Source organism: Bradyrhizobium sp. cf659 (assembly GCF_900113725.1).
Lineage (GTDB): Bacteria > Pseudomonadota > Alphaproteobacteria > Rhizobiales > Xanthobacteraceae > Bradyrhizobium.
In genome coordinates this window covers 214,668-239,219 of record NZ_FOQJ01000002.1, presented here as the reverse complement: position 1 = coordinate 239,219, position 24,552 = coordinate 214,668, and the positions used below count along the sequence as shown (strand labels likewise).

Annotated in this window: 23 protein-coding genes and 1 pseudogene; 8 read left to right on the top strand and 16 right to left on the bottom strand. The window is 65.0% G+C overall.

Annotated features, from left to right (window positions below):
- The first annotated feature begins 22 nt into the window (after positions 1-22).
- Together BM118_RS10260 and BM118_RS10255 are read left to right on the top strand one after the other, a co-directional pair.
- Positions 23-1,342: a hypothetical protein gene (locus BM118_RS10260; RefSeq protein WP_092184835.1), complete on the top strand. Its 1,320-nt coding sequence runs from the start codon at positions 23-25 to the stop codon at positions 1,340-1,342.
- Positions 1,343-1,355: 13 nt separating this feature from the next.
- Entirely contained in the window at positions 1,356-1,892 is a 537-nt protein-coding gene (locus BM118_RS10255) for a hypothetical protein (RefSeq protein WP_092184833.1), read from the top strand.
- 1 nt (position 1,893) lies between these two features.
- Here the strand turns inward: BM118_RS10255 and BM118_RS10250 are convergent, their stop codons facing one another.
- Genes BM118_RS10250 through BM118_RS10225 form a run of 6 tightly spaced genes read right to left on the bottom strand, consistent with a single transcriptional unit; the run spans position 1,894 to position 8,855 of the window.
- A complete protein-coding gene (locus BM118_RS10250) occupies positions 1,894-3,141 on the bottom strand; it encodes an acetyl-CoA hydrolase/transferase family protein (RefSeq protein WP_092184831.1) in 1,248 nt (415 codons plus the stop codon).
- Positions 3,142-3,148: 7 nt separating this feature from the next.
- The gene (locus BM118_RS10245; RefSeq protein ID WP_092184829.1) at positions 3,149-4,702 is read right to left on the bottom strand and encodes a class I adenylate-forming enzyme family protein; all 1,554 of its coding nucleotides are present in this window, start codon (positions 4,700-4,702) and stop codon (positions 3,149-3,151) included.
- Positions 4,703-4,734: 32 nt separating this feature from the next.
- Positions 4,735-5,901, bottom strand: a complete 1,167-nt coding sequence (locus BM118_RS10240) for an acyl-CoA dehydrogenase family protein (protein WP_092184827.1) — start codon at positions 5,899-5,901, stop codon at positions 4,735-4,737.
- A 40-nt stretch (positions 5,902-5,941) separates the two neighbouring features.
- Positions 5,942-7,231, bottom strand: a complete 1,290-nt coding sequence (locus BM118_RS10235) for a TRAP transporter large permease (protein WP_011089531.1) — start codon at positions 7,229-7,231, stop codon at positions 5,942-5,944.
- Positions 7,232-7,243: 12 nt separating this feature from the next.
- Positions 7,244-7,798 (bottom strand): TRAP transporter small permease, encoded by a 555-nt coding sequence (locus BM118_RS10230; RefSeq protein ID WP_092184825.1) that lies wholly within the window; start codon positions 7,796-7,798, stop codon positions 7,244-7,246.
- Positions 7,799-7,826: 28 nt separating this feature from the next.
- Entirely contained in the window at positions 7,827-8,855 is a 1,029-nt protein-coding gene (locus BM118_RS10225; RefSeq protein ID WP_092184823.1) for a TRAP transporter substrate-binding protein, read from the bottom strand.
- Positions 8,856-9,082: 227 nt separating this feature from the next.
- Here BM118_RS10225 and BM118_RS10220 point away from each other — a divergent pair, with 227 nt between their 5' ends.
- The 4 genes and pseudogenes from BM118_RS10220 to BM118_RS10205 all read left to right on the top strand — a co-directional run bounded on the left by BM118_RS10220 (position 9,083) and on the right by BM118_RS10205 (position 12,413).
- Entirely contained in the window at positions 9,083-10,285 is a 1,203-nt protein-coding gene (locus BM118_RS10220) for a CaiB/BaiF CoA transferase family protein (RefSeq protein ID WP_092184821.1), read from the top strand.
- A 28-nt stretch (positions 10,286-10,313) separates the two neighbouring features.
- Positions 10,314-10,781: pseudogene (locus tag BM118_RS10215) on the top strand (MaoC family dehydratase); the annotation flags it as partial.
- Positions 10,781-11,632 (top strand): HpcH/HpaI aldolase/citrate lyase family protein, encoded by an 852-nt coding sequence (locus BM118_RS10210; RefSeq protein WP_177234180.1) that lies wholly within the window; start codon positions 10,781-10,783, stop codon positions 11,630-11,632. The pseudogene BM118_RS10215 and the gene BM118_RS10210, both read left to right, overlap by 1 nt.
- Before the next feature lie 37 nt (positions 11,633-11,669).
- On the top strand, positions 11,670-12,413 hold the full coding sequence (locus BM118_RS10205; RefSeq protein WP_092184815.1) for an IclR family transcriptional regulator: 744 nt from the start codon (positions 11,670-11,672) through the stop codon (positions 12,411-12,413).
- Positions 12,414-12,423: 10 nt separating this feature from the next.
- On the opposite strand, the gene BM118_RS10200 is transcribed toward BM118_RS10205, so the two are convergent.
- The 3 genes from BM118_RS10200 to BM118_RS10190 form a co-directional block, all read right to left on the bottom strand.
- The gene (locus BM118_RS10200; RefSeq protein WP_177234179.1) at positions 12,424-12,840 is read right to left on the bottom strand and encodes a hypothetical protein; all 417 of its coding nucleotides are present in this window, start codon (positions 12,838-12,840) and stop codon (positions 12,424-12,426) included.
- A gap of 152 nt (positions 12,841-12,992) precedes the next feature.
- Positions 12,993-13,784: a transporter substrate-binding domain-containing protein gene (locus tag BM118_RS10195; protein WP_092186123.1), complete on the bottom strand. Its 792-nt coding sequence runs from the start codon at positions 13,782-13,784 to the stop codon at positions 12,993-12,995.
- 199 nt (positions 13,785-13,983) lie between these two features.
- Positions 13,984-14,781 (bottom strand): fumarylacetoacetate hydrolase family protein, encoded by a 798-nt coding sequence (locus tag BM118_RS10190; protein ID WP_092184811.1) that lies wholly within the window; start codon positions 14,779-14,781, stop codon positions 13,984-13,986.
- Positions 14,782-14,987: 206 nt separating this feature from the next.
- Here BM118_RS10190 and BM118_RS10185 point away from each other — a divergent pair, with 206 nt between their 5' ends.
- Both BM118_RS10185 and BM118_RS10180 read left to right on the top strand, forming a co-directional pair.
- Positions 14,988-15,887, top strand: a complete 900-nt coding sequence (locus tag BM118_RS10185) for a LysR substrate-binding domain-containing protein (protein ID WP_092184809.1) — start codon at positions 14,988-14,990, stop codon at positions 15,885-15,887.
- Between the two features lie 195 nt (positions 15,888-16,082).
- Positions 16,083-16,379: a hypothetical protein gene (locus BM118_RS10180; protein ID WP_177234178.1), complete on the top strand. Its 297-nt coding sequence runs from the start codon at positions 16,083-16,085 to the stop codon at positions 16,377-16,379.
- Between the two features lie 16 nt (positions 16,380-16,395).
- Here the strand turns inward: BM118_RS10180 and BM118_RS10175 are convergent, their stop codons facing one another.
- The 7 genes from BM118_RS10175 to BM118_RS10145 are packed head-to-tail and all read right to left on the bottom strand — an operon-like array spanning position 16,396 to position 24,506.
- Positions 16,396-17,886 (bottom strand): amidase, encoded by a 1,491-nt coding sequence (locus BM118_RS10175; RefSeq protein WP_092186122.1) that lies wholly within the window; start codon positions 17,884-17,886, stop codon positions 16,396-16,398.
- 16 nt (positions 17,887-17,902) lie between these two features.
- Positions 17,903-18,700 carry an FAD binding domain-containing protein gene (locus BM118_RS10170; RefSeq protein WP_092184805.1) on the bottom strand — a complete coding sequence of 266 codons (798 nt, stop codon included), beginning with the start codon at positions 18,698-18,700 and terminating at the stop codon, positions 17,903-17,905.
- Positions 18,701-18,711: 11 nt separating this feature from the next.
- Entirely contained in the window at positions 18,712-21,099 is a 2,388-nt protein-coding gene (locus BM118_RS10165) for a xanthine dehydrogenase family protein molybdopterin-binding subunit (protein ID WP_092184803.1), read from the bottom strand.
- Between the two features lie 2 nt (positions 21,100-21,101).
- Positions 21,102-21,593 (bottom strand): (2Fe-2S)-binding protein, encoded by a 492-nt coding sequence (locus tag BM118_RS10160; protein ID WP_177234177.1) that lies wholly within the window; start codon positions 21,591-21,593, stop codon positions 21,102-21,104.
- A gap of 21 nt (positions 21,594-21,614) precedes the next feature.
- Positions 21,615-22,721: an ABC transporter ATP-binding protein gene (locus tag BM118_RS10155; RefSeq protein WP_092184801.1), complete on the bottom strand. Its 1,107-nt coding sequence runs from the start codon at positions 22,719-22,721 to the stop codon at positions 21,615-21,617.
- Positions 22,722-22,728: 7 nt separating this feature from the next.
- The gene (locus tag BM118_RS10150; RefSeq protein ID WP_092184799.1) at positions 22,729-23,619 is read right to left on the bottom strand and encodes an ABC transporter permease; all 891 of its coding nucleotides are present in this window, start codon (positions 23,617-23,619) and stop codon (positions 22,729-22,731) included.
- The gene (locus BM118_RS10145) at positions 23,616-24,506 is read right to left on the bottom strand and encodes an ABC transporter permease (protein ID WP_092184798.1); all 891 of its coding nucleotides are present in this window, start codon (positions 24,504-24,506) and stop codon (positions 23,616-23,618) included. The genes BM118_RS10150 and BM118_RS10145 overlap by 4 nt, the downstream gene beginning before the upstream one ends.
- Positions 24,507-24,552 lie beyond the last annotated feature (46 nt).

The following is a 24,552-nucleotide window of genomic DNA, read 5'->3' as shown; positions in this document are numbered from 1 at the left end:
TGGCGACGTGAGGGGCACGGAATTGACGGACGAGACGCACGAAAACCTTGATCGGCTGCTGCAATCCGGCGGCGTGAGGCTCGGCCGCGCCCAGCGCGACCGCCTGGGCTGGCTGGTCAACCAGTATGGTGCGCCGACGCTCGACGATGTCAGCGAAAGCCGGCGGAACGGTGTCATCATCCTCAGGGAGCCGCCGAGCGGGGCGGTGGCCGAGCTGTTCTACCGCGCGCTCAATCCCGGCTGCGCCGTCGTCATTCCCTTCAGCGAAAATCCCGGCTTCGATTTCCTCAAGTCCAAGCTGACCGAGTTCGGCACCGTCGGCCCCTGCGGCGCGGACGGTCCGCACGAGATGTGGTGGGGCGGCATCGGCTGGTCGAAGTTCCTCACCGCGACCGATGCTTCCCCCCTCCGGCCGCGGATCGTCTCCTGCTATCCGCGCGGCGGCGACGAGGCCGCATCCCTCCGCCTCCGTCAGTCGCTCGAACGCTTGCGGCTCGATTGCCATATCGAACCGATCGAGACCCAGCTCGGCGACGGCATCCTCTGCTTCGAGAAGGCGGAGTTCATGATGCGGATGTGGAACAAGTATCGCGAGCCGCTGCTGTTCGTCGAGGCTGACGCCGTGCTGCGCGAGGCACCGCTGCTGCCGTCGTTCCTCGGCTGCGACGTCGCCCTGCACAAGTGGAATCGCTGGGAGATGTCGGCGCGCACGCTCTATCTCGGCCGCACCAAGGGAGCGGAGATGCTCCTGCGCGCCTGGCAGCAACTCGCCGCGTCCTATCCCGCGATCTGGGAAGGCTATCTGCTCGACCAGGCCTGGAGCCTGACCTCGTCACAGGTGCCGCTCGACACCGTATGGCTGCCGCGCTCCTATCACGCGCTGAAGGGCGACCTCGGCGCGATACGCGCCACGATCCTGCACGACCAGCAGACCACGACGCTGGAGCTCGGTCCCGATCCCGGCTTCGCCGGCGTCGTGCGCACCGCCCGTCGCGCCGGCCGCACCGGCGCTCGCGACGCCTTCATGGTGATGACCTCGAAAGCCGAGACCGGCAACGGCATTGCCGTGATCCTGCGCGACATCTCGGCCAGTGACGCGGGCGCGGTTGCCGCCACGGTGGAAGCCGTGACCGGCGCCTATGCCGCCGATTGCGGCGGCTACGGCCGGCTCGAGCTGTCGCTCTGCGCCTGGCAGGACGACGTCGGCGCCGCGCGGGAGGCCGCAGCGCAGGCCCGCTATCGGATCCTGGAGATCGCGCCAGGACAGCGCATCGCCAATGATTTTTTCGCCGCCCACGCCTCCGACGATGCGGTCATGACCGCGCGCCACCTCTTCCCCTGACGGACGATACATCATGCTCAAGACCATCATCCTGCTCACCGACACCGTGCAACAGCAGCAGCCGCTCGCCAATCTGCTCCGCGAGCACAGTCGCGAGCTCGCCTTCTGCTCGGCGCTGCGCGCATCGGACCTCAGCGCGATCGAGCCAGACGTGCTGAGCGAAGCACGGCTGGTGTCCTTTGCCGCCGACGTCGCCGTCCCCGAGAAATTCCTGCTCCGGCTCGGCTATGGTGCCTACAAGTTCTATGCCTCGCCGACGCAATATCCGGGTCTGCCACCGGCGCCCGACGAGAGCGACGACGATCCGCGCTGCTACTCCGTGATCGCGCAGTCGATGACGATCTGGCCCGACTTCAAGAAGGTGGTCGGCCTCGAAACCGTGACGATCCCGGACGGCACCGTTCCTGCCGAGCGCGAGCGGCTGGTGTTCTCCCGCCTCGCGCACCTGTTCTGGCAGATGTCGGGCATGATCGCCGGCGAGGCGGCGGACCTGCCCGGGATCATCGGATCCGGCGAAAGCCAGCGCCCGACACTCGCGATGATGAACTGAGCTAGCGCGCGAGCCCGCGAAGCTGCGCCGAAAGCGCGTCGCGGTGCTCAGGCGCCGCGATCGCGATCATGCGGCGCGCGCGCTCGGCAAGACCGCAACCACGCAGCTCCGCAACGCCCCATTCGGTGACGATGGCATCGACATCGGCGCGAGGTGTCGTCACGGTCTCGACATCAGCGACGATCCGGCTGGTCCCGTCGGAGGCCGTCGCCGGTAGCGCGATGATCGCCCTTCCGCCGAAAGAGGCGTTGGCGCCGCGCACGAAATCGAGCTGCCCGCCGATGGCGCCGATCGCGACGCCATTCAGCGTCTCGGAATTGACGCTGCCGTCAAGCCCGACCTGAAGCGCCGAATTGATCGCGACCAGCCGATTGATCCGCGCCAGCACGTTCTGGCCGTGCGTGTAGGACGCCGGCCGCACCGCCACCGCCCTGTTCTGATGTACGAAGCGATAGAGCCGCTGGGTCCCGATCACCTGGTTGGTGACGGTGATGCCGGCGTCGATGCCCTTCTCCGCATTCGTCACCGCGCCGCACTCGATCAGGTCGACGACGGCATCGTTGATCAGGCCGGAATGGATGCCGAGATTGCGCGCATGCGGCAGCGAGGACAGGATCGCATCCGGAATACGGCCGACGCCGAACTGGAGCGTGCTGCCGTCGATGATCAGACCTGCCGCATGTGCGGCAATGCGCCGTGAAATGTCATCAGGCGGCGTCGAGGCCAATTCGACCGGTGGCTTTCGGGCCGCCACCCGAACATGGATCGGTACGTCCTCCGGCCATTCCGCGCCGAACGTGAAAGGCGCATCCGGATTGATCTCGGCGATGACGAGGCGCGCGCCGCGCGCGGCATCGATGACGTAGTCGTTGGAGAGGCTGGCGCTGAGCCGCCCTTCCAGCTCCGCAAGCTGCACCAGAACGACCTCGGCTTGATAGCGGCGCGCGGCGAAGTCGGCACAGAAGGCGCTGTAATTGCTTGGGATCACGTCGAGCCGCCCCGCTTTCGCAAGCCGCCGCGCATTGCCGATCACGCCATAGCTCTGGAACGACACATGTCCCGCGCACGATGCCGAAAACGTCTCCGAGAACACTGGCCCGATCATCATGCGGAACGGCGGAAGATGTGCCGCCTGCGCCATCAACGCTTCGGTCAGGGTAACAGGCTCCGCCGTCGCCTGTCCGCATACGACGAGATCGCCGTTCCGGATCAGGTCCGAAAAGTCGATCGTCGGCGTGTCCTCGGACATCGCTGCCTCAGTCCATCGGCGTGAGACGCGTGGAGGACTCGGCGAGGAGCGTCCGCAGCTCCGTCTTCACGATCTTGCCATAGCTGTTCTTGGGCAGCTCGGCGGTGACGTAATAGTGCTTCGGCCGCTTGAAGCGGGCGATCCAGGCGTTGCACATCTGGTCGAGCTCGTCGCGCGTGACCGCCTTGCCCGCGATGGGCACGACGACGGCCACGACCTCCTCGCCCCATTCCGGATGCGGCCGGCCGATCACCGAGACCTCGGCGACGGCCTCGTGCCGCAGCAGCACCTCCTCGACCTCGCGCGGATAGATATTGGTGCCGCCGGAGATGACGACGTCCTTGGACCGGTCCTTCAACCTGAGAAAGCCATCCGCATCGAACGCGCCCATGTCGCCGGTGTAGAGCCAGCCGTCGCGCAGCGTATTGGCGGTGGCCTCCGGGTTCTGCCAGTAACCAGACATCACGGTATCGCCGCGCACGATGATCTCGCCGATCTCGTCGGCCGCAACGTCCCGCCCCGTCTCGTCCACGGTGCGGACCTGCACCACGCCCTGCGCGATGCCGACCGAGGCGAGGCGTTCCCCGTGGCGCGGATGGTCGGCGTCGGCATGCATGGATTTAGGCAGGTAAGTGATGGTCATCGGCGTCTCACCCTGACCGTAGATCTGCGCGAGCTTTGGCCCGAACACGGCAAGCGCCGCCTTGCAATCGGCGACATACATCGGGCCGCCGCCATAGATGATGGTCTTCAGCCCCGGTGCGGTCGCGCCGGAGGCCTCCGCCGCGACCGTCAGGCGCCGCACCATGGTCGGCGCGGCGAAGAACGAGATTCCGTCACGTTTGGCGGTCAGCTCCAGAATCTCGTCGGGCTCGAAGCGGCCGCTCTCCGGAATGATCTGCGCGCCCATGCCGAGCACATGCGGCACCATGTAGAGGCCGGAGCCGTGCGACATCGGTGCGGCGTGCAGCAGCGCCTCGCCCGGCACGATCGGATTGATTTCGGCCAGATAGTTCAGCGCCATGGCGAGCAGGTTGCGATGGCTCAGCACGGCGCCCTTGGGCCGACCGGTGGTGCCGCTGGTGTAGAAGATCCAGGCAGGATCGGTGATCGCGACGTCGGCGATGGCGATGCCTTCCGCCCGCTCCAGGCCGCGATGCTCGGCCGAGCCGACCTCGATGATGCGCGGCTTGGCGGCACCGAGCGCCAGGGCTTCCGAGACTACGCTTGCCATGTCCTCGGTCACGATCACCACCGCGGCGCCCGAATTGTCGAGGATGAACGCGACCTCGCGCGGATGCAGTTTTGCGTTGATGGGAACCGCAACCAGTCCGGCATGCCAGCAGGCATAGAGGCAGGCGACATAATCGGGCACGTTCTTCATCAACAACGCGACGCGGTCGCCCCTGGCGAGGCCAAAGCGCTGTTGCAGCGACGCGGCCAGCGAGGCCACCGTCGCGGCGAGCCGGCCGTAATCGGCGACCGGCGTCAATCCCTTGAACAACGCCGGCGCGGATGCGTCGGCTTTGGCGGCACGCAGCAGATGATGAGCAAGGTTCATGGCGATCCTGCCAAATGGTCCGCGCGCGAAGACTAGTACGACTTCGCCAGTCCAAGCACCTTTTCCGCGATGAAGCTGAGGGCGAGCTGCGGGCTGACCGGGGCGATGCGCGGGATCAGGACTTCGCGCAGATAACGCTCGACGTGGAACTCCTTGGCATAGCCGAAACCACCATGGGTCATCACCGCCTGCTCGCAGGCCGAGAAGCCGGCCTCGCCCGCCAGATATTTCGCGGCATTGGCCGCGGCGCCGCAGGGCATGCCCTTGTCGTATTGCCAGGCTGCCGACATCACCATCAACCAGGCCGCCTCGAGCTCGACCCAGTTCACCGCGAGCGGATGCTGGATGCCCTGGTTCTTGCCGATCGGGCGGTTGAAGACGACGCGGGTCTTGGCGTATTCGGTCGCGCGCGCCAGCGCGAGCTTGCCGAGGCCGACGGCTTCCGCCGCGATCAGGATGCGCTCGGGATTCATGCCCTCGAGGATGTACTGGAAGCCCTTGCCCTCCTCGCCGATGCGGTCCTCCATCGGGATCTCGAAATCCTCGAAGAACAACTCGTTGGAATCGACGACCTTGCGGCCCATCTTCTCGATCTCGTGGACCTTGATCTTCTTGCGGTCGAAATCGGTGTAGAACAGGCTCAGCCCATGCGTCGGCGAGCGCACCTCCTCGAGCGGCGTGGTGCGCGCCAGCAGCAATATCTTGTGCGCGACCTGTGCGGTCGAAATCCACACTTTCTGGCCATTGACGATGTAGCGGTCGTTCTTCGCCACTGCGCGGGTCTTGAGCTGGGTGGTGTTGAGGCCGGTATTGGGCTCGGTGACGGCGAAGCACGCCTTCTCGCGGCCCTCGACCATCGGCGGCAGCATGCGCTTGCGCTGCTCCTCGGTGCCGAACACAACGACGGGATTGAGCCCGAACACGTTGATGTGCACCGCGGAGGCGCCCGACATGCCAGCGCCGGATTCGGCGATGGTGCGCATCATGATCGCGGCTTCGGTGATGCCGAGCCCCGAGCCGCCATAGGCCTCCGGCACGCAGATGCCGAGCCAGCCGGCGTCGGCCAGCGCCTTGTGGAAGTCGTGCGGGAAGCCGCCGTCGTGGTCCTTCTTCAGCCAGTAGGCATCGGGAAAGTCTTCACAGATCTTGGCGATGGCGTCGCGAATGGCTTCCTGCTGATCGGTGAGCGCGAAATCCATGTTCTTGATCTCCTTATTGGGAGCAGCAAAGGCTCCGATCCTAGCGCCCCATCTGCGAGGGCAGCCAGAGAATGATGCTCGGAAACGCCACCAGGATGGCGATCGCGATCAGGTGCGCGATGAAGTGCGGGAAAGTGCCGTGGAACACCTCTGCCACCGGCCGCTTGGCATAGCGGGCGACGATGAAGCAGTTCAGCCCGACCGGCGGCGTGATCATGCCGACCTCGGCGGTGACGATCTTGATCACGCCGAACCAGATCGGATCGAAGCCGAGCGTCTTGATCAGGGGCAGCACGATCGGCACGGTCAGCACCAGGATCGCGATCTGGTCCATGAACGAGCCGAGCACGATGTAGCCGCACAGGATCAGCGTGATGATCACCCAGCGCGAGGTCGGCAAACTGCCGATCCAGGCGACGAGGTCCTGCGTGACGTGGGTGAGCGTGAAGAAATAGCCGAAGATCGAGGCGCCGACGAGGATCATGATGATCATGCAGGTGCCGTGGCAGGCGCGCAGCAGCGTCCGGTAGAGCGATGACGGCGTGATCTTGCCCTTGACGATCGCGAGCAGGAAGGCGCCGAACGCGCCGAAGGCGGAAGCCTCCGTCGGCGTGGCGACGCCGAGATAGATCGTGCCCGTCACGATCGAGAACAGCACCACCATCGGCGAGACTTGCCACAACAGCGCGAATTTTTCGCGCCACGGCACCGATTTCGCAGCCGGCGCGCGCGAAGGATCCTGCCAGACCAGGAAGTAGATCGTGGCCATGATGGTGATGGTGACGAGGATCGCCGGGATGATGCCGCTAATCAGGAGCTTGCCGATGTTCACCTCGGCGAGCAGGCCGAAGATGACGAGCGCGACGCTGGTCGGCAGCAGCATCGACAGCGTGCCTGATATCGCGACCACGCCGGCGGCCATCTTGGGCTCATAGCCCTGGCGGATCATCGCGGGAAGGCTGGTCGAGGACAGCGTCGCGGCGGAGGCCGTCGAGGTGCCGCAGATCGCGCCAAAACCTGCGCCGGCAAGTGCCGTCGCCATGCCGAGCCCGCCGGGAATGCGCCCGACCCAGGCCGACGCCGTCTTGAACAGATCGTCCGCGACGCCCGACAGCAGCACGAGGTCCGCCATCAGCAGGAACATCGGGATGGTGATCAGCTCGTAGGACGAGACAGTCGACAGCGGCGCGGTTTGCAGGATGCCGAACAATGTGCCCCATCCGCCGACCATCACGAGGCCGACCGAACCGGAGAAGGCCATGGCGAAACCGACGGGCGTGCCGAGTGCCAGCAGGCCGAACAGCAGGGCGAGAACGATGAAGGGTGTCATGGATATCGCCCGTTACTCGAAGCTTCGCGTTTCGCCGACGCCGGTCACCGGCGGCAGCGGATAGAGGTCGCGCCCACTGACGAGGCTCAGCACATTGCCGACGAGCTGGAGCGCCAGCCGCAGCACCAGCACGCCGCAGCCGAACGGCACCAGCGCCGCCGATATCCAGGTCGGCCAGGCGATCGCACCGGCCAGCACGTCGTGCTGCTCGTAATTCTCGAGCGCACGCTCGAACCCGACCTTGCAGATCAGGACGAACACGAACAGGCCGGCGAGCGCGGTGATGATCTCGGACAAACGCCGTCCCGCCGGCGAGAAGCGCGACAGGAGGATATCGACGCCGACATGCGCGTGCTCGCGCAAGCCGTCCGACAGGGTGAAGAAGAACACGCCCGCCAGAAAATAGAGCCCGATCAGATCATAGGTGAAGGCAAACGGACGGTTCAGCGCGTAGCGCATGAACACGTCGGTCACCACCAGCAGCATGATCGCGAAGAGGAACACCACTGCGATCACCGTCAGCGCGCGCTCCAGCGCGCCGAGCACATCTCCCGCCCGCTTGATCACCTCCAGCGCCTCCCTCTTTGATGTCGGATTACTTCGCGCCACCGGCGCCGAGCAGACCTTCGAATTCCTTCAGCGCGGCAGAGGCCTGCTTGCCGCGGCTATCGAGACCCGCCGCCCATTCCTGACCGACGCCCTTGAGCTTGTCCTTCATCTCGGTACGCGTGGCCTCCGGCAACGGATCGAAGCTTACGCCCTCATCCTGGAGATGCTTCCTGGTGGCCTCCGTCTCCTTGTCGACCTGGGCACAGGCGGTCGGCTCGATCGCGTCGGAGGCTTCGTTCATCGCCCTCTTCACGTCATCAGGCAGCTTGTCCCAGACCGACTGATTGATGGAATAGGCGACGATGAAACTGCCGAAGCTGACGCCTTCGGTCGCGTGCTTGACCAGCTTGTCCAGGCCATAGGCCACGACGCTTTCCATCGGGAACAGCAGGCCGTCCATGGTGCCGCGCGACAGCGATTCATAGGCGTCCGGCGCGGCCATGCGCACCGGCACGGCATTGAGCGCGCGCAGCGTCAGATCCTGCGCACCGCCCGTGGTCCGCAGCTTCAGGCCTTGCATGTCCTTCGGCGTCTCGACCTTCGTCTTTGCGGTCCACACCTGGTAGGGCGGCAGCACCACGGCCATCAGCAGCCTGATCTTGTTCGGCGCATATTCCTGCTTGGCCAAAATGCCTTCGCGCGCGGTCTTCCAATAGGCGATCGTGCCCTGGCAGCTCGTCTCAAAAGCCCCCGGCAACTGCGCGACTTCCGACAGCGGCATCTTGTCGGAGACGTAGGACGGCCCGATGTAGCCGATGTCGACGACGCCGGACTGGGTCAACCGCAACATGTCGGCTGCCTTGCCGATCTGCTGGTTCGGATAATAGGTGAAGGTTACCGCGCCATTGGTGCGCTTGGTGACGTCGTCCATCCAGGGCTTGAGCATCAGGCGGACGAGATAGTGGCCGGCGGGGAAGGAGTCGGCGACCTTCAGCTCCAGCGCCTGCGCCGATAGCGTCGAGACCGGCAGCGAAAGTGCGAACGCCGCGGCAGCCCAGACCTTGTTCTTCTTCATCTGCTTCTCCCTGACGCATCCCCAAGCCGGAGGCGGCAGCCTGCCGCTGCCCCCCGTCCGGCCCTCACTCCACTTCTTGCTTGAGGAAAATGTACATATATGTGAATTTATATGTCAAGTATATGAACTATGCATGGGCCTATGCACCGCGGATCGAGCTGGCCGAATTGACACCCCAACTTTATGAATTCTAACTCCACGAATATGAATTTATCCAACGAGGCCCCATGGGACCGCTCGCCGGCTTCACCATTCTCGACCTGACCTCCGTCCTGATGGGCCCGTACGGCACCCAGGTGCTGGCGGACATGGGCGCCGAAATCATCAAGGTCGAAAGCCCTGAGGGTGACATCGTCCGCCAGATCGGTCCCGGCCGCACGCCCGGCATGGGCGGGATGTTTCTCAACGCCAATCGCGGCAAGCGCAGCATCGTCCTCGACCTCAAGAAGAAGGAAGGCCGCGACACGCTGCTGCGGCTGGCCAGGCGCGCCAACGCGCTCGTCTATAATGTGCGCCCGCAGGCGATGGCGCGGCTCGGCCTCGACTATGAGACACTGGCCGCGGTCAATCCCGCCCTCGTCTATGTCGGCGCCTTCGGCTACGGCCAGTCCGGCCCCTACGCCGCAAAGCCCGCCTACGACGATCTGATCCAGGGCGCCGCGACCATCCCGACGCTGCTCGCGGCCGCCGGCGACGGCACGCCGCGCTACGTCCCTGTGACCATCGCCGACCGCATCGTCGGGCTGATGATGGTCAACGCCATCATGGGCGGGCTGATGCACCAGCAGCGTACCGGTATTGGCCAGCGCATCGACGTGCCGATGTTCGAATCCATGGCCGAGTTCGTGCTAGTCGATCATCTCGGCGGCCTCACCTACGATCCACCGCTCGACCATGGCGGCTATGTCCGCCTGCTCTCGCGCTATCGAAAACCCTACAAGACCAGCGACGGATATCTCTGCGTCCTCATCTACAACGACAAGCACTGGCGCAGCTTCTTCGAGGCGATCGGCCGGCCGGAATTCCTGCAGCAGCCGCGCTTTGCCAACCACGCGTCACGCACGAAACATATCGACGAGATCTATGAGGAGATCGGCCATATCTTCCTCACCCGCACCACCGCGCAGTGGCGCGAGCTGCTGGAGCGCGCGGACATCCCGGTGATGCCGATGCACACCCTGGAGACGATTCTGGACGATCCGCATCTCAACGCGATCGACTTCTTCAGGACCGTCGATCACCCCGTGGAAGGCCGCATCCGCCAGATGCGGGTGCCTTCGACCTGGAGTGTAACCCAGCCGGAGCCGGCCGGACCGGCGCCGACGCTCGGCCAGCATGGCCGCGACATCTTGTGCGAAGCCGGCTTCTCGACCGAGGAGATCGAACGGCTCGCAGAGCAGAAGGCAGTTCACCTGGCAGCGCCGCCTTGAGAGCGGTGCGGGCCAAAATCGCAACGACAGGGAGGAAATCGCGATGGCCGGACTTTATTTCGAGGACTTTTCCGTGGACCAGGAGTTCAGGCATCCGCTGACCCGGACCGTCACGGAAATGGACAACACCATGTTCAGCCTGCTGACGCTCAACCCGCAGCCGCTGCACATCGACGCGCATTTCGCCGAAAAGACCGAGTTCGGCCAGCGCATTTTCAACAGCCTTTACACCCTCGGCATCATGATCGGCATGACGGTCTATGATACGACCATGGGCACCACCGTCGCCAATCTCGGCATGACCGACGTCACCTTTCCGAAGCCGGTCTTCCATGGCGACACCTTGCGGGCGACGACGAAGGTGCTTTCGTTGCGGGAATCCAAATCGCGCCCCAAGGCGGGCATCGTCGAGTTCGAGCACCACGCCCTGAACCAGAACGACGAGATCGTCGGTAAATGCCGCCGCATGGCGATGATGCACAAGAGGCCGGTCTGATGCGTTCGATGCTGTTCGTGCCGGGGGATTCCCCGCGCAAATTCGAGAAGGCGAGCGAAGGCAAGGCCGACGCGCTGATCATCGATCTCGAGGATTCCGTCGTCACCGAGAAGAAGGCGGAGGCGCGCGGGTTGACGCTCGCGATGCTGAAGGCGCGCAGCAAGCCGCATCAGCTCTATGTCCGCGTCAACGCGCTCGACACCGGCATGACGCTCGCCGATCTCGCCGCGGTGATGCCGGGCAGGCCCGACGGCATCGTGCTGCCGAAATCGCAGGGCGGCGACGACGTGCGGCAGGTCGCGACCTGGCTCGAAGCACTTGAGGCGGCGGCCGGCATCACGGCCAGCGCAACCCGCATCGTCTGCGTCGCGACGGAGACCGCCGGCTCGATCTTCGGGCTCGGCAGCTACAAGGGCTGCTCCCCTCGCCTCGCCGGCCTGATGTGGGGCGCGGAGGATCTTTCCGCCTCTTTGGGCGCCACAGAGAAGTCCTCGGGCGGCGTGTTCCACAGTCCCTATCGCCTCGCGCGCGATCTCTGCCTGATGGCAGCCGCCGCGGCCGAGGTCGCGCCGATCGACACCGTCTACACCGACATCGACAATTTGGCCGGCCTCGAGCAGGAGACGCGTGCGGCACGGCGCGACGGGTTTTCGGCGAAGGCGCTGATTCACCCCAAGCATGTCGATGTCGTCAACGCGGCGTTCGAGCCGACGGAAGCCGAGCGTATCTGGGCGGAGAAGGTGATCGCGGCGTTCGCGAGCAATCCCGATTCCGGCACGCTGCGGCTCGACGGCCAGATGATCGACAAGCCGCATCTTCGCGCGGCGAAGAAGATCCTCGGCCAGCCGTAGATCAAGGGCAACACGTCGCGACAGACGGGACCGGATCATGATCGTTCGCCAAGCCGCAAACGTCCTGGAGATCATGGAATTCTTCGCCCAGACGAGGAAGCCGGCGACGCTTGCGGAGATCGCCGATCATTTCGGCTGGCCGCGCTCGTCGACCTTCAACCTGCTCGCGACGCTTTCGGAGAAGGGCTACCTCTATGAGCCGCGGCCGCGCGCCGGCTTCTATCCGACCCCGCGCTGGCTGGCGATGGCGCGGATGATCTCGGAGGTCGAGCCGCTGCCGCCATGGACGCATACGCTGATTGCCGATCTCTCGGCCGAGACCGGCGAGACTGCGTCTATCGTGGCGCCTGCGGGCGTGATGGCCGTGTTCATCGACGTCGTCGAGTCCCAGGCCGCGATCCGCTATTTCGCCACCATCGGCCATCGCGTGCCGATTCACGCGACCGCGAGCGGGCGCGCCCTGCTGCTGCAATATTCGCAGGAGGAGCGCGACTCCGTCTATCGCAAGATCGAGTTCAAGCAGTACGGCCCGTCGACGCCGATCAGCATCGAAGCCGTCGAGGCGGAGCTGCGCAATTCGATTCAACGCGGCTACTGCCAGAGTTTTGGCGACTACAGCCGCGATCTCGCCGGCGCTGCGATTCCACTGCCGATCGGCGACCGCAGGCTCTCCGTCGTCGTCGCAGGGCCGGAGTTCCGGATCGGGCCGAAGGTGGCCGAGGTGGCGGCGCTGATCGCGCGGACGGTCGACCGGCTGCGGCCGAAGACCACCGCGGCCTAAAGCCGAAGCTTCATTCGAATCCCTGAATGGGCGGCGCCGAAGTCTGCGCCGGCGCAGCCGGTGCAGCTTCAACGGGCTGCACCGCAGGCGTGGCTTGAGCCGGCGGATTGCCGGCAGCTCTCATTTGGCCGTTGGCATTCATCGCCTCACGTGCGCGCGGCGGAGCGCCGGTGGCGGCTGCGCGATACGCCTCGCGGCGCGGCGGCTGCCGATGCCTCGCCGAGCGTGAATCCCTCACGCCCCAGGACCGGGCGATTGCAGGTCCGGCGGTATAACCGATCGCCGCGCCCGCGACAGCACCGATCGGCCCCAGCACGACCGCGCCTGAGACCGCTCCCAGCGCCGCAGCACCGGCACGCTCTTGCGCGGCGGCGCTTGCAGGCACGCCAGCCAGCAGAACGACGGCAGTGATCAAAGCTTTGTTCATCGGAGCGTCTCCCTCACGGGAGATCACTCTTACTGAAATATGGCTGCAGAACGTTTGTTCGTTGCCAAACACGGGGCAATCGCCGACGGAACTCCGGCAATTCAAAGGCCGCCGCCTTCAAATCGTGGCCCAGCGGAGGTCGCTCGGCACAACTACGGCGCGACCTTGTCGCTGGTAAAACCGTTACCGTCGAGCGCGCGACGCACCGTGCCGTCCGCCTTGGCCTCGTCGAGGAAATGCGCGGCCCAGGCCTTTGCCGCCACCTTGCCCTTGGGAACGACCACGACCACCCCGGTCGATTGGATGACTTCGTCCAGTACCTTCGTTCCAGGCAGCTTGCGCGAAAGGTCTTCCAGAGCCCCCATGCCCATCGCCAGAGCATCGAGCTGCCCCTTGCCGATCAATTCGGCCGCCTCTTCCGGCTTCATGAACTTTGTGAGCTTGGCCTGCTTCAGCGACCTCTCGACCGTACGTGACGTCGACGTCCCCTCGATGCAACCGACCCGCATGCCGGCGCGATCGACATCCGCAACGACGCGGATGTCCGAGCCGGCGCGCACGAGATAGCCGCTCATATAGGCGACGTAAGCGGGGCCCTGGTCCACGAACTGCTCGCGCTTGACGTCCGCCGGCATGAAGGAGAGATCCCAGAGGTCCTTGCTGCTGGCGGCTGCGATCTCGTCGGAGCTCTGATATTCGACCAGCTGCAGAGGCACATGCAGCTTGTCAGCGGCGGCCTTGGCGAGCTCGACGGTGACGCCGCGCGGCTTGCCCGTCGCCGGATCGCGCGTGGTCCAGAAGGCGGACGCGGCGGGACCGACGGCTACCGCCACGCGCAGCGTGCCCGTGGGGGCAACGTCGAGTGCCCCCTCGGCCTTCGCATCAAAGGCAGGGATCGTAAGGAAGACAAAGCCCAACGCAGCAATCAAGCTATGCCGCAGCATCTCCGCCTCCAAGGTTGGACGAACCGTTAGCAACGCCGGCAGTGCGCTCCCTCGCCCCGCTTGCGGGGAGAGGGTTGGGGTGAGGGGGAATCTCCGCGGGGACGGTGACAGTCGGATTCGCGGAGACTCCCCCTCACCCGGAAATCAAGCTGCGCTCGATTTCCGGCCTCTCCCCGCGAGCGGGGAGAGGCGAGGACAATCAGACGATCTTGATCGACACGTCCGGCAAGCCTTCGAGCTTGCACAGCAGCACGTCGCCCTTCACCACCGGACCGACATTCTCCGGCGTGCCGGAATAGATGATGTCGCCGGCCTTCAGCTCGAACGCTTCCGAGAGCTTTGCGATCTGCTCGGCGACGCTCCAGATCATCTTGCTGAGATCCGAGCTCTGCTTCACGGTGCCGTTGATTGCGAGCGAGATCGCGCCCTTGTCGAAATGGCCGGTCTTGCTGGCGGGATGGATCGGGCCGATCACCGCGGCGTGGTCAAAACTCTTTCCGATCTCCCAGGGCTTCTTCTCCGCGGCCATGCCGTTCTGGAGATCGCGCCGGGTCATGTCGAGGCCGAGCGCGTAGCCGTAAACGTGGTCAAGCGCTTTCTCGGCCGGGATATTGGTGCCGCCGGATTTCAGCGCAGCAACCAGCTCGACCTCGTGATGATAATTCTTGGTCAGCGACGGATAGGGATGGTCGGCGACCTCGCCGACCGCGACGTTCTGGATCGCGTCCGTCGGTTTCTGGAAGAAGAACGGCGGTTCGCGGTTCGGATCCGAGCCGCGCTCGATCGCATGCGCCGCGTAGTTGCGCCCGATGCAATAGATGCGGCGAACCTGGAACACCTGAGTCTCGCCGACGATCGGGATCGCGACCATCGGCACCGGGAAGATCGGCTTCGGTCCGGCCTGCGCTGCGGCCGGCGCCACGTCCGCGATGGAAGCGGCGGCTGCCGCAGCAGCGGTTGCGAGCACCTCGCGCCGCGTTGGTGAGGTCTTCTCCATGTTATTTGCTCCCTTTCGACTTCCTTGGGCGCTTCAAGTGCGCAGGTCCCGCTGGTAAACGATATTCCGTATGCCAGCAACGCTGGACGGACACGACGCGGCAGCCTCTTATGACGGGACCAGGCGGCCGTGCAGCGTTGATCGGCAGCCGGCTCACGGCTCCCTAGCATGGAACTTGCATAAATTCTGGGCGACATGGACGCCGCATGAACCTCATCAGTCTCGATATCCGCATGCTCCGGTCGCTGATCTCCGTGGTCGAGACCGGCAGCATCACCGAGACCGCGCGACGGCTGGGCCGCACCCAGCCGGCGATCACCCTGCAATTGCAGCGGCTGGAGGAATTGACCGGCAAGCAGCTGTTCGAGCATGCCGGCCGCCGGCTGACACTGACCGACGACGGCACAACGGTTCTCACCTACGCCAAATCCATCCTGAGGTTGCATGACGAATTGATTTCGCAGCTGGCGTCGCAGGAGATCGAAGGCCAGGTGGTGCTCGGCACGCCCGACCTCTATGCGGCGTTCATGCTGCCGTCGATCCTCAGCGTGTTCCGAAAGTCCTTCCCGCGTGTGCAGGTCGAGCTCAATTGCGCGCTGTCGACGCCGCTGGTCGGCCTCGTCAAGCGCGGCGATGTCGACATTGCGCTGGTCACCCGCATGAACGATTTCACCGGCGGCCAGGTGGTGCGGCGCGAGCAGCTGGTCTGGATGACCGGCGAGCAATCCGCCGCGCACCAGGAACGCCCGATCCCGCTGGCGCTATTGCCGCCCGGCAACATCTACCGCGACTACGCGATCGACACGCTTGAACGGGCAAGCCTGCGCTGGCGCATCGCCTGTGTCAGCGAAAGCGTCGGCGGCCTGCAAGCCGCAGCCTTCGCCGGCATGGCCGTCACCGTGCTCGGCCGCAGCGCGCTGGTGCCTGCGATGCGCGAGATCGGCCCCAACGAGGGCCTGCCACCGCTACCGAAGATCGAGCTGCTACTCTACAAATCCAGCGGCGCGACCTCGAAGGCGGCCACCGCGCTGCACGACTATCTCGCGCACTATCTGCGTCTCGACGAAGAGCTCAGCGGCCGCGGCGCGCCGATCGAGCTGTCCTGAAGCGTATTGCCGAGCCGGGCAAAACTGCCCCAAAGCCGACCTGAAGCGCACCCAACCCATCATGCGGCAGGACGGACATGCTCAGCGCCTGCGGTGATCTCCGTTTTTGACCCATTTCATGAGTAGGCCCTAGTCCAGCAGCGGCTCGATATGCTTTGATGCGTGGGGCGGGAACCGAGACGCAAGGATGGCCTGATGTTCATAGTCATTCGAAAGTACACCAAGGTTCGTTCGGTCGCGGATGCTGCCCGCCGCGCCAAAAGCGGCGTCGGTCAGATCCTGAGGGATTCGCGCGGCTTCAAATCTTATTATGTGCTGGATGGGGGCGGGGGCGTTGGTGTCGCCGTGATGATATTTGAGGACCGCGAAAGCGCCAATGCGGCGAACGATAAGGTGATGGAGTTCGTTCAAGCAAGCTTGCACGACCTTGATCTCGGGGATCCCGAAATCATCGCCGGAGAAGTTTTGGTGAATATAGAATCTGCCGCGTAGATGCTCGCATGGCCACTCACGCCTTGACGTGCGCCAGGCTCTGCTCGCTCAGCGCCAGCGAGGGCCAGAATTTTGACCAGGGCTGCGCCTGCTCGAACGCCGCCGCGATCTTGAAGATCGTGGGCTCGTCGAGCCACGGCGCCACGATCTGAAGGCCGATCGGCAGGCCATCGCGGTCGAAGCCGCAGGGGAGCGTCGCCGCCGGCAGGCCGGCGAGATTGATCGGCCAGGTGAAGGGCGACCAGCCGAGATGCGGATCGACCTCGCTGCCGTCGATCGTTCCGACGCCGATCTGGCCGGCCTCGAACGCGGTCACAGCGACCGTCGGCGTCACCAGCGCATCGATGCGCTCGAACAGCTTGACGAAAGCGCCACGCGCCTGGCCACGACGGTAGCCAGCCTCGATATAGTCCGTGCCGCTGTAATGCCGGCCGGCGCTGACAACGTCGCGATAATCGGCTTCGGAGCTCGCGAGATCGGCGGCGGTCTTGGTCGCAACCGCCGCCGCCTGCTCGGTAAACGCGATCGGCTTCAGCGTGTGTTCCAAGATGCCGGGATCGAGGCCAGGACCATCCATGGTGACCTGCGCGCCGCAGGAGTCGAGAATGGCGAGCGCCTTGTTGAACGCTGCGCGCACGTCGGGGCTGACCGCGGCATAGCCGAGATCGACACTGGCGCCGATGCGAATGCCGTTCAACGGCGCGGCGTTGGTGTCGAAGCGCCGCGGCGACACCGGCAGGCTCGCGGGATCGCGCAGATCGTAGGCAGCGATGATCTCCAGCGTCAGCGCGGCATCCGCAACCGTGCGCGTGATCGGCCCGGTATGGGCGAGCGAAGCCCAGGACGGCGGCGAGAAGCCGGGCGAACGCGGCACCAGGCCGAAGGTCGGCTTCAGCCCGAACACGCCGCAGAACGACGACGGCACGCGGATCGAACCGACGCCGTCGGTACCGATCGCGATCGGTCCGCAGCCGGCGGCAACGCCCGCCGCCGCGCCGCCACTCGATCCGCCGCTGGTGCGGCCAGGATTCCAGGGATTACGCGTGGTGCCGGTAACGGGACTATCCGCTGTGAGCTTGTAGCCGGACTCGCAGGTCGTGGTCTTGCAGGTGATGATCGCACCGGATGCCTTCAGCGCCGAGACGACTGCGGCATCGACCTCGGGCACGAACGTCTTGTTCATCGGCGAGCCGGCATAGGCCGGCACGCCTGCGACGAAGACGAGATCCTTGATCGTGACCGGTACACCAGCGAGCGCCCCCTTGACCTCGCCCGCACGCATCTCCCTGGTGAGACGGTCGGCATCCGCCCTCGCCTGCTCGTACATCGGCGTCACCACCGCGTTGCAGGCCTCGCTCGTCGCTTGAAGCGCGGCGATGGTGTCATCGACGACATCGCGCGGGGTGAACGCCTTGCGCCGGTAGCCGGCCATGATCTCGGTTGCAGAAAGCGCGCCAAGGCCAGTCGGCGCCGGCGGGAAGGCCGTTCGGCCGGAACCATCAGTCATCATCAACCCTAAGGAGCTAGCTGAGCGCCGCGTCGACGGCGCGCTTGGCCATGACCGTGACGAGATGCGCCCGGTAATCGGCTTCGGCATGGATGTCGGAGGTGAGACCGTCGGTGTCGATCTTGATCGCCGCGATTGCGGATGGATCAAAATTCTCCGATAGCGCCGCCTCCATCGGCGGCACCCGAAACACGCCTGGCCCAGCGCCGGTGACGGCGACGCGGACACCATCGGCGAATTTCGCAACGAAGACGCCGACCAGCGCATAGCGCGACGCCGGTGCCTTGAATTTCTCGTAGCCCGCCTTGAGCGGCACCGGGAAGCGGATCGCTGTGATGATCTCGCCGGGTTCAAGCGCCGTCTCGAACAGACCAAGGAAGAATTTGTCTGCTGCGATCTCGCGCGTGCTGGTGACAATGGTGGCACCGAGGCCAAGAACGCCGGCCGGATAGTCGGCCGCCGGATCGTTGTTGGCGACCGATCCGCCGATCGTGCCGCGGCTGCGCACGGCGGGATCGCCGATCATCGAAGCCAGCGCCGCGAGCCCGGGAATTCTTGTCTGCACCAGCTTCGAGGCAGCCACGACCGCATGCGGCGTCATCGCGCCGATGGTGATGGTCGCACCATCGTCGGTGATACCCTTGAGGCTTCCGAGCTTCGACAGATCGACGAGCGCGACCGGACAGGCCAGCCGCTGCTTCAGCGTCGGGATCAGCGTCATGCCGCCGGCGACGAGCTTGCTGTCCTCGATCGAGGTCAACAGTTTTGCCGCCTCGGGGATCTGGGCAGGCTGATGATAGGCAAACGGTTTCATTGTTGTCCTCCCTATTCCGCGGCGACCGGCAGCGATGCGTTCTGAAGCAGGCGCCAGATCCGGTTCGGCGTCGCCGGCATGTCGACATGGGTGACGCCGAGATGCGACAGCGCATCGACCACCGCATTGATGACGGCAGCCGGCGACCCGATGGTGCCGACCTCGCCGCAGCCCTTCACGCCCATCGGCGTGTGCGTGCAGAGCGTAGAGTGGGTCGCGACCTTCATCATCGGCAAATGATCGGCGCGCGGCATGCAGTAGTCCATCAGCGAGCCCGACAGGAGCTGGCCCGAGCCTTCGTCGTAGACCGCGTTCTCGAACAGCGCCTGGCCGACACCCTGCACGATGCCGCCGTGCAACTGGCCTTCCACGATCATCGGGTTGATGACCGTGCCGACGTCGTCCACCGCCGTGTAGTTCACGAGGGTCACCGTCCCCGTCTCCGGATCGACCTCGACCTCGGCGATGTGGCAGCCGCCGGGATAGGTGAAGTTGACGGGATCGTAATAGGCCTGCTCCTCCAGTCCCGGCTCCAGCACTTCGAGCGGATAATTGTGCGGCACATAGGCCGCGCCCGCGATCTCCTCGAACGTCTTGGCACGGTCCGTGCCGGCGACCGAGAATTTTCCGGCCTCGAACTGGATATCCGCCTCGGCGGCCTCGAGCAGATGGGAAGCGATCTTCTTGCCCTTGGCGATCACCTTGTCCGTCGCCTTGGACAGCGCGGCGCCCCCGACCACCAGGGAGCGCGAGCCGTAAGTGCCCATGCCGAACTGCACGCGATCGGTGTCGCCGAACACGATGTCGACATTCTCGAAGGCGACGCCGAGCTTGTCCGAGACGATCTGCGCGAACGTCGTCTCGTGGCCCTGGCCGTGATTATGTGTCCCGATCATGACCGTCACCTGGCCGGTCGGATGCACGCGCACCGTGGCGCTCTCATAGAGACCACCGCGCGCACCCAGCCGTCCCGCGAAACGCGAGGGCGCAAGGCCGCAGGCCTCGACATAGGTCGAGTAGCCGAGCCCGCGGAATTTGCCCTTGCGCGCCGATTCCGACTTGCGGATGCCAAAGTTCTTGGCGTCGGCTGCGACCAGCGCACCGTCGAGGCAGCCCATCGGATCGCCGGAATCGTACTGCACCAGGACCGGCGTCTGATACGGATAGGCCTCCTTCGGGATCATGTTGCGGCGGCGGATCTCGACGCGATCGATCCCCATCTCGCTGGCAGCGACATCGACGATGCGCTCCAGCACGAAGGTCGCCTCGGGCCGGCCTGCACCGCGATAGGCGTCAACAGGCACGGTGTTGGTGAAGACCACCTTCACGTTGCAGTAGATCGCTGGCGTGGTGTAGACGCCGCCGAGCAAGGGGCCGTAGAGATTGGTCGGGATGTTCGGCCCGAAGGTCGAGAGATAGCCGCCCATATTGGCCAGCGTGTTGACGCGAAAGGCGAGAAATTTTCCGGTTTCGTCCAGTGCGAGCTCGGCCTCGGTGACGTGATCGCGGCCATGGCGGTCGGAGACGTAGCCCTCGGAGCGGCTCGCCACCCATTTGATCGGCCGCATCACGCGCTTGGCGGCCCAGGTGATCACCGCCTCTTCGCCGTAGTGGAACTGCTTGACGCCAAAGCCGCCGCCGACATCCGGCGCCACCACGCGCAGCTTGTGCTGCGGAATGTTCAGCACAAGCGCGCCCATCAGGAAGCGTACGACGTGCGGAAACTGACTGGTGGTCCACAGCGTGAATCGATCGGTGCCCGGCTCGTATTCGGCGATCGCCGCCCGCGGCTCCATCGGATTGCCGATCAGGCGGTTGTTGACGAGGCTGAGCTTTGCGACATGCGCCGCTTTCCGGAACGCGGTTTCGACCGCGGTCTTGTCGCCGAGCTCCCAATCGCAGCAGATATTGTTCGGCACGTCGTCGAACAATTGCGGCGCACCGGGCCGCACCGCTTCAAGCACGCCGACGACCGAAGGCAGCACCTCGTAATCGATCTTCAAAAGCTCCGCCGCCGCATTGGCCTGTTCTGGCGTCTCGGCTATGACGAAGGCGACCATGTCGCCGACGAAACGCACCTTGTCCTGCGCGAGCATCGGAAATGGCGGCTCTTTCATCGGGACGCCCTTGGCGTCCGTGATGCCCCAACCGCAGGGCAGCGAGCCAAGTCCATCGTCGGCGACGTCATCCCCGGTCAGGACCGCAATGACACCCGACGAGGCGAGCGCCGCGGTCTTGTCGATGCCGCGCAGGACCGCGTGGCCATGCGGCGAGCGCACGAATACACCGGCGGTCATGCCCGGGCGCTTGATGTCTGAGACGTAGTTGCCGCGGCCGGTAAGGAAGCGCTGGTCTTCTTTCCGCTTTGGTGACGCGCCGATCCCGATCACATTGCCCATGGTCACTCTCCCTTGGCGGCGTTCATGGCGGCAGCGCCTGATATCACCGAGACGACGATGTTCTGGTAACCGGTGCAGCGGCAGATATTGCCTTCGAGGCCGTGGCGGACGTCAGCCTCCGTCAGGTCCGGCTTCTCGGTGGCCAGTGCCACCGCGGTCATCAGCATGCCGGGGGTGCAGAAGCCGCATTGCAGGCCGTGATGCTCGCGAAACGCCTCCTGCATCGGATGCATCCGGTTCGAACCGGGGGCGCCTTGCAGACCCTCAATGGTGAGCAGCGTCGCGCCGTCAAGAGCAGGCGCCAGCAGCGTGCAGCTCTTCACGGGAAGACCGTTGAGGTGCACCACGCAGGCGCCGCACTGACTGGTATCGCAGCCGATATGGGTGCCGGTGAGGTTGAGCTGCTCGCGCAGGAGCTCGGCGACGAGCGTCGCCGGTTCGACGTCCACGACGGTGGGCCGGCCGTTGAGTGTGAAGGATATCTGCACGGTCATACTCCTGTGCGCGACGGGTCTCTAGGCGAGTGGAAGGGCGCTGCCGGTGGCCCATGTGGCCATCACGACATCGCCGACGGTGAAGGGATCCGCGAAGAAGGTCTTTTCCGGCACGTAGGCCACGAACTCGTCGTCCGGCACGGTGTCGAGCATGACCTTGACGAAGTAGCCCTGGTATTCGATCGCGAGCACCCGGCTCGGCAGCGACGTGGTGCAGCCCGGCGGCAAGTCCCTGCCGGGCCGAACCAGCGCGACGTCGTCACGGCGCACGGCGATATCGACCTTGTCACCAACACTGACGGTGGGTCGTGCCTGAAGCGGCACCTCGATGCCATCAGGCGCGGCCTGCGCCAGCGTGAAGCTCGCGCCATTGACCTTTTCGACCCGACCCGACAGCACGTTCTGTCCGCCCATGAATTCGGCGACATAGCGATCATGGGGGTGAGCGTAGACGTCGCGGGCGGCGCCTGCCTGCTTGATCTTGCCCTGCTCCATCACCACCACAAGATCGGCGAGCGCGATCGCCTCGAGCTGGGTATGGGTGACGTGGATGAAGGTGATGCCGAGTTCCTGCTGCATCCGTCTGAGCTCCTGGCGCATCTGCACGCGAAGCTGCTCGTCGAGCGCCGAGAGCGGCTCATCGAGCAGCAACACCCGCGGCTCGGTGATCGCCGCGCGCGCCAGCGCCACACGCTGCTGCTGGCCGCCGGAGAGCTGCGCCGGAAGGCGGCCGGCGAACTGCGTCAGCCGCACCTTCTCGATCATGGCATCCGCCGCACGCAGCCGGTCGGCCTTGGACATGCCGCGCACACGCAGCGCAAAGGCGATGTTCTCGCGTACCGTGAGGTGCGGGAACAGCGCGTAGGATTGGAACATCATCGCGGTGCGCCGCTGCACCGGTGCGAAGCCGACGACATTCTGTCCACCGATCACGATCTCGCCCGCGGTCGGGTCTTCATGCCCGGCGATCATCCGCAGGATCGTGGTCTTGCCGCAGCCGGAGGGACCGATGAAGCAGCAATAGGCGCCGTCGGCAATCTTGAGGTTGACGCCGTCGACCACGTTGGTGACGCCATCAAAGCTCTTGCAGACACCTGCCAATTCGATATCGCCGCGATCGCTCTTCATTCCAAACTCAACCCTTTGCGCTGCTGCTGCGCTTCTTCTGGATCAACACGATGCTGCCGAGGCTCGCACCGATCACGACGAAGGAGACGACGGTCGTCACCGTGCCGAGCGCGTAAAGCGAGGGCGAAGTGACGTTCAGCGTCATGCTCCAGATTTCCAGCGGCAGCGTGTTCAACGAACCCGCCGTTTGCAGGGTGCGTGCGAACTCGTCGTAAGACAGCGTGAAACCGAACAGCGCGACCGCGACGAGGCCGGGCGCGAGCACCGGAATCATCACCAGCCGGATCGACTGCCAGCGGCTGGCCCCTAAGTCGTAAGCCGCCTCCTCCCAGACATGGTTGAAGCGCGACATCACGGCGAACATCACGAGCACGCCGAACGGCAGCGTCCAGGACAGCTGCGCGCCGAGCGCCGAGGTGTACCAGCTCGCGTTCAGCCCGAGCGCCTGGAACAGGAGCCCGGTGCCGAGGCCGAGCACGAGGCCGGGCGCAACCAGGCTGCCGATCATCATGTAGAAGACGACGGTGTCGCCGCGAAAACGCTTGCGGAAGCCGAGGCCGGCCAGGAACGAGACCACCACCGTGATGACGGTGACGATGACCGCCAGCTTGATCGAACGGTCGAACGAGCCTTTGACGTCGCCGGTGCGCACCTGGGTGAAGAGATCGACGAACCAGTGCAGCGAGTGGCCCTTCATCGGAAACACAAGTCCGCCCCGGATATCCTGGAACGACAGGACATAGATGCAGAACATCGGACCGTAGAGCGCGAGCACGTAAAACGCGAACAGCGTCGCAAGCACATAAAACGTCCAGGGCCGCTGCCCGCGGCTCGGCGCGATCGCCTTGGTGGTCGCGGGCGCGACCGTCTCGGGCATGTCGGCGAGAACCGCGCTCATCGCGTGATCTCCTGCCGGATGTCCACGGTGCGCAGGATCAGCGAGACGATGGCGACCAGCACCAGCGTCAGCAACACGGCGCTCGCCGCGGCGGTCGGGTATTGCAGCACGCCGACGTCCTCGTAGAACGCGCTGACCACCGAGGCCGAGCCGCCGCCGGACATCACCTTGACCACGAAGAAGTCGCCCATCACGATCGACACCACGAAGATGGTACCGAGGGCGATGCCGCTCTTGGACATCGGCACCACGATGAGGCGCATGATGTCGAAACGGCTGGCGCCGGCGTCGATCGCGGCCTCGATCAGCTTCTTGTCGATCCGCGCCATCGAATTGAAGATCGGCACGATCATGAAGATCGTGAGCTGGTGGACATAGGCGATGACCACCGCTAGGTCGGAGAACAGCAACACTTCCAGCGGCTGGCGAATCACGCCCAGCGCCAGCAGCGCCTGATTGATCAGGCCTTCCTTGCCGAGCAGTGGAATCCAGGAAATCATCCGGATGATGTTCGAGGTCCAGAACGGCACCGTGCACAGCAGGAACAGGCCGATCGCCAGCAACTGGTTGCGGACGTGAAACACCAGGAAGTAGGCGACGAAGAAGCCGATGATCAGGGTAAAGACCCAGGTCAGCACCGTGAACTTGATTGTCGCCAGATACAGTTTCAGCGTCAGTGCCGAATGCAGCACCTCGACATAGCTCGCGAGTGTGAAGCCCGGCGTCAGCCCGCCGAAGCCGTCGGTCGCGAAGAAGCTCGCGGCCAGCACCACCAGGATCGGCGCCACGAAGAACGGCACGAGCACCAGGACCAGCGGCGAGACATAGAGCCAGCCGGCGAGATTTGCGCGTGGCGGAGTTTGAGCTGGACTCGAACTTGGCTGCATGTCGGCCTCGAAGTCGGTCTTCTCGCACCGGCGCGGTTCACGCGCC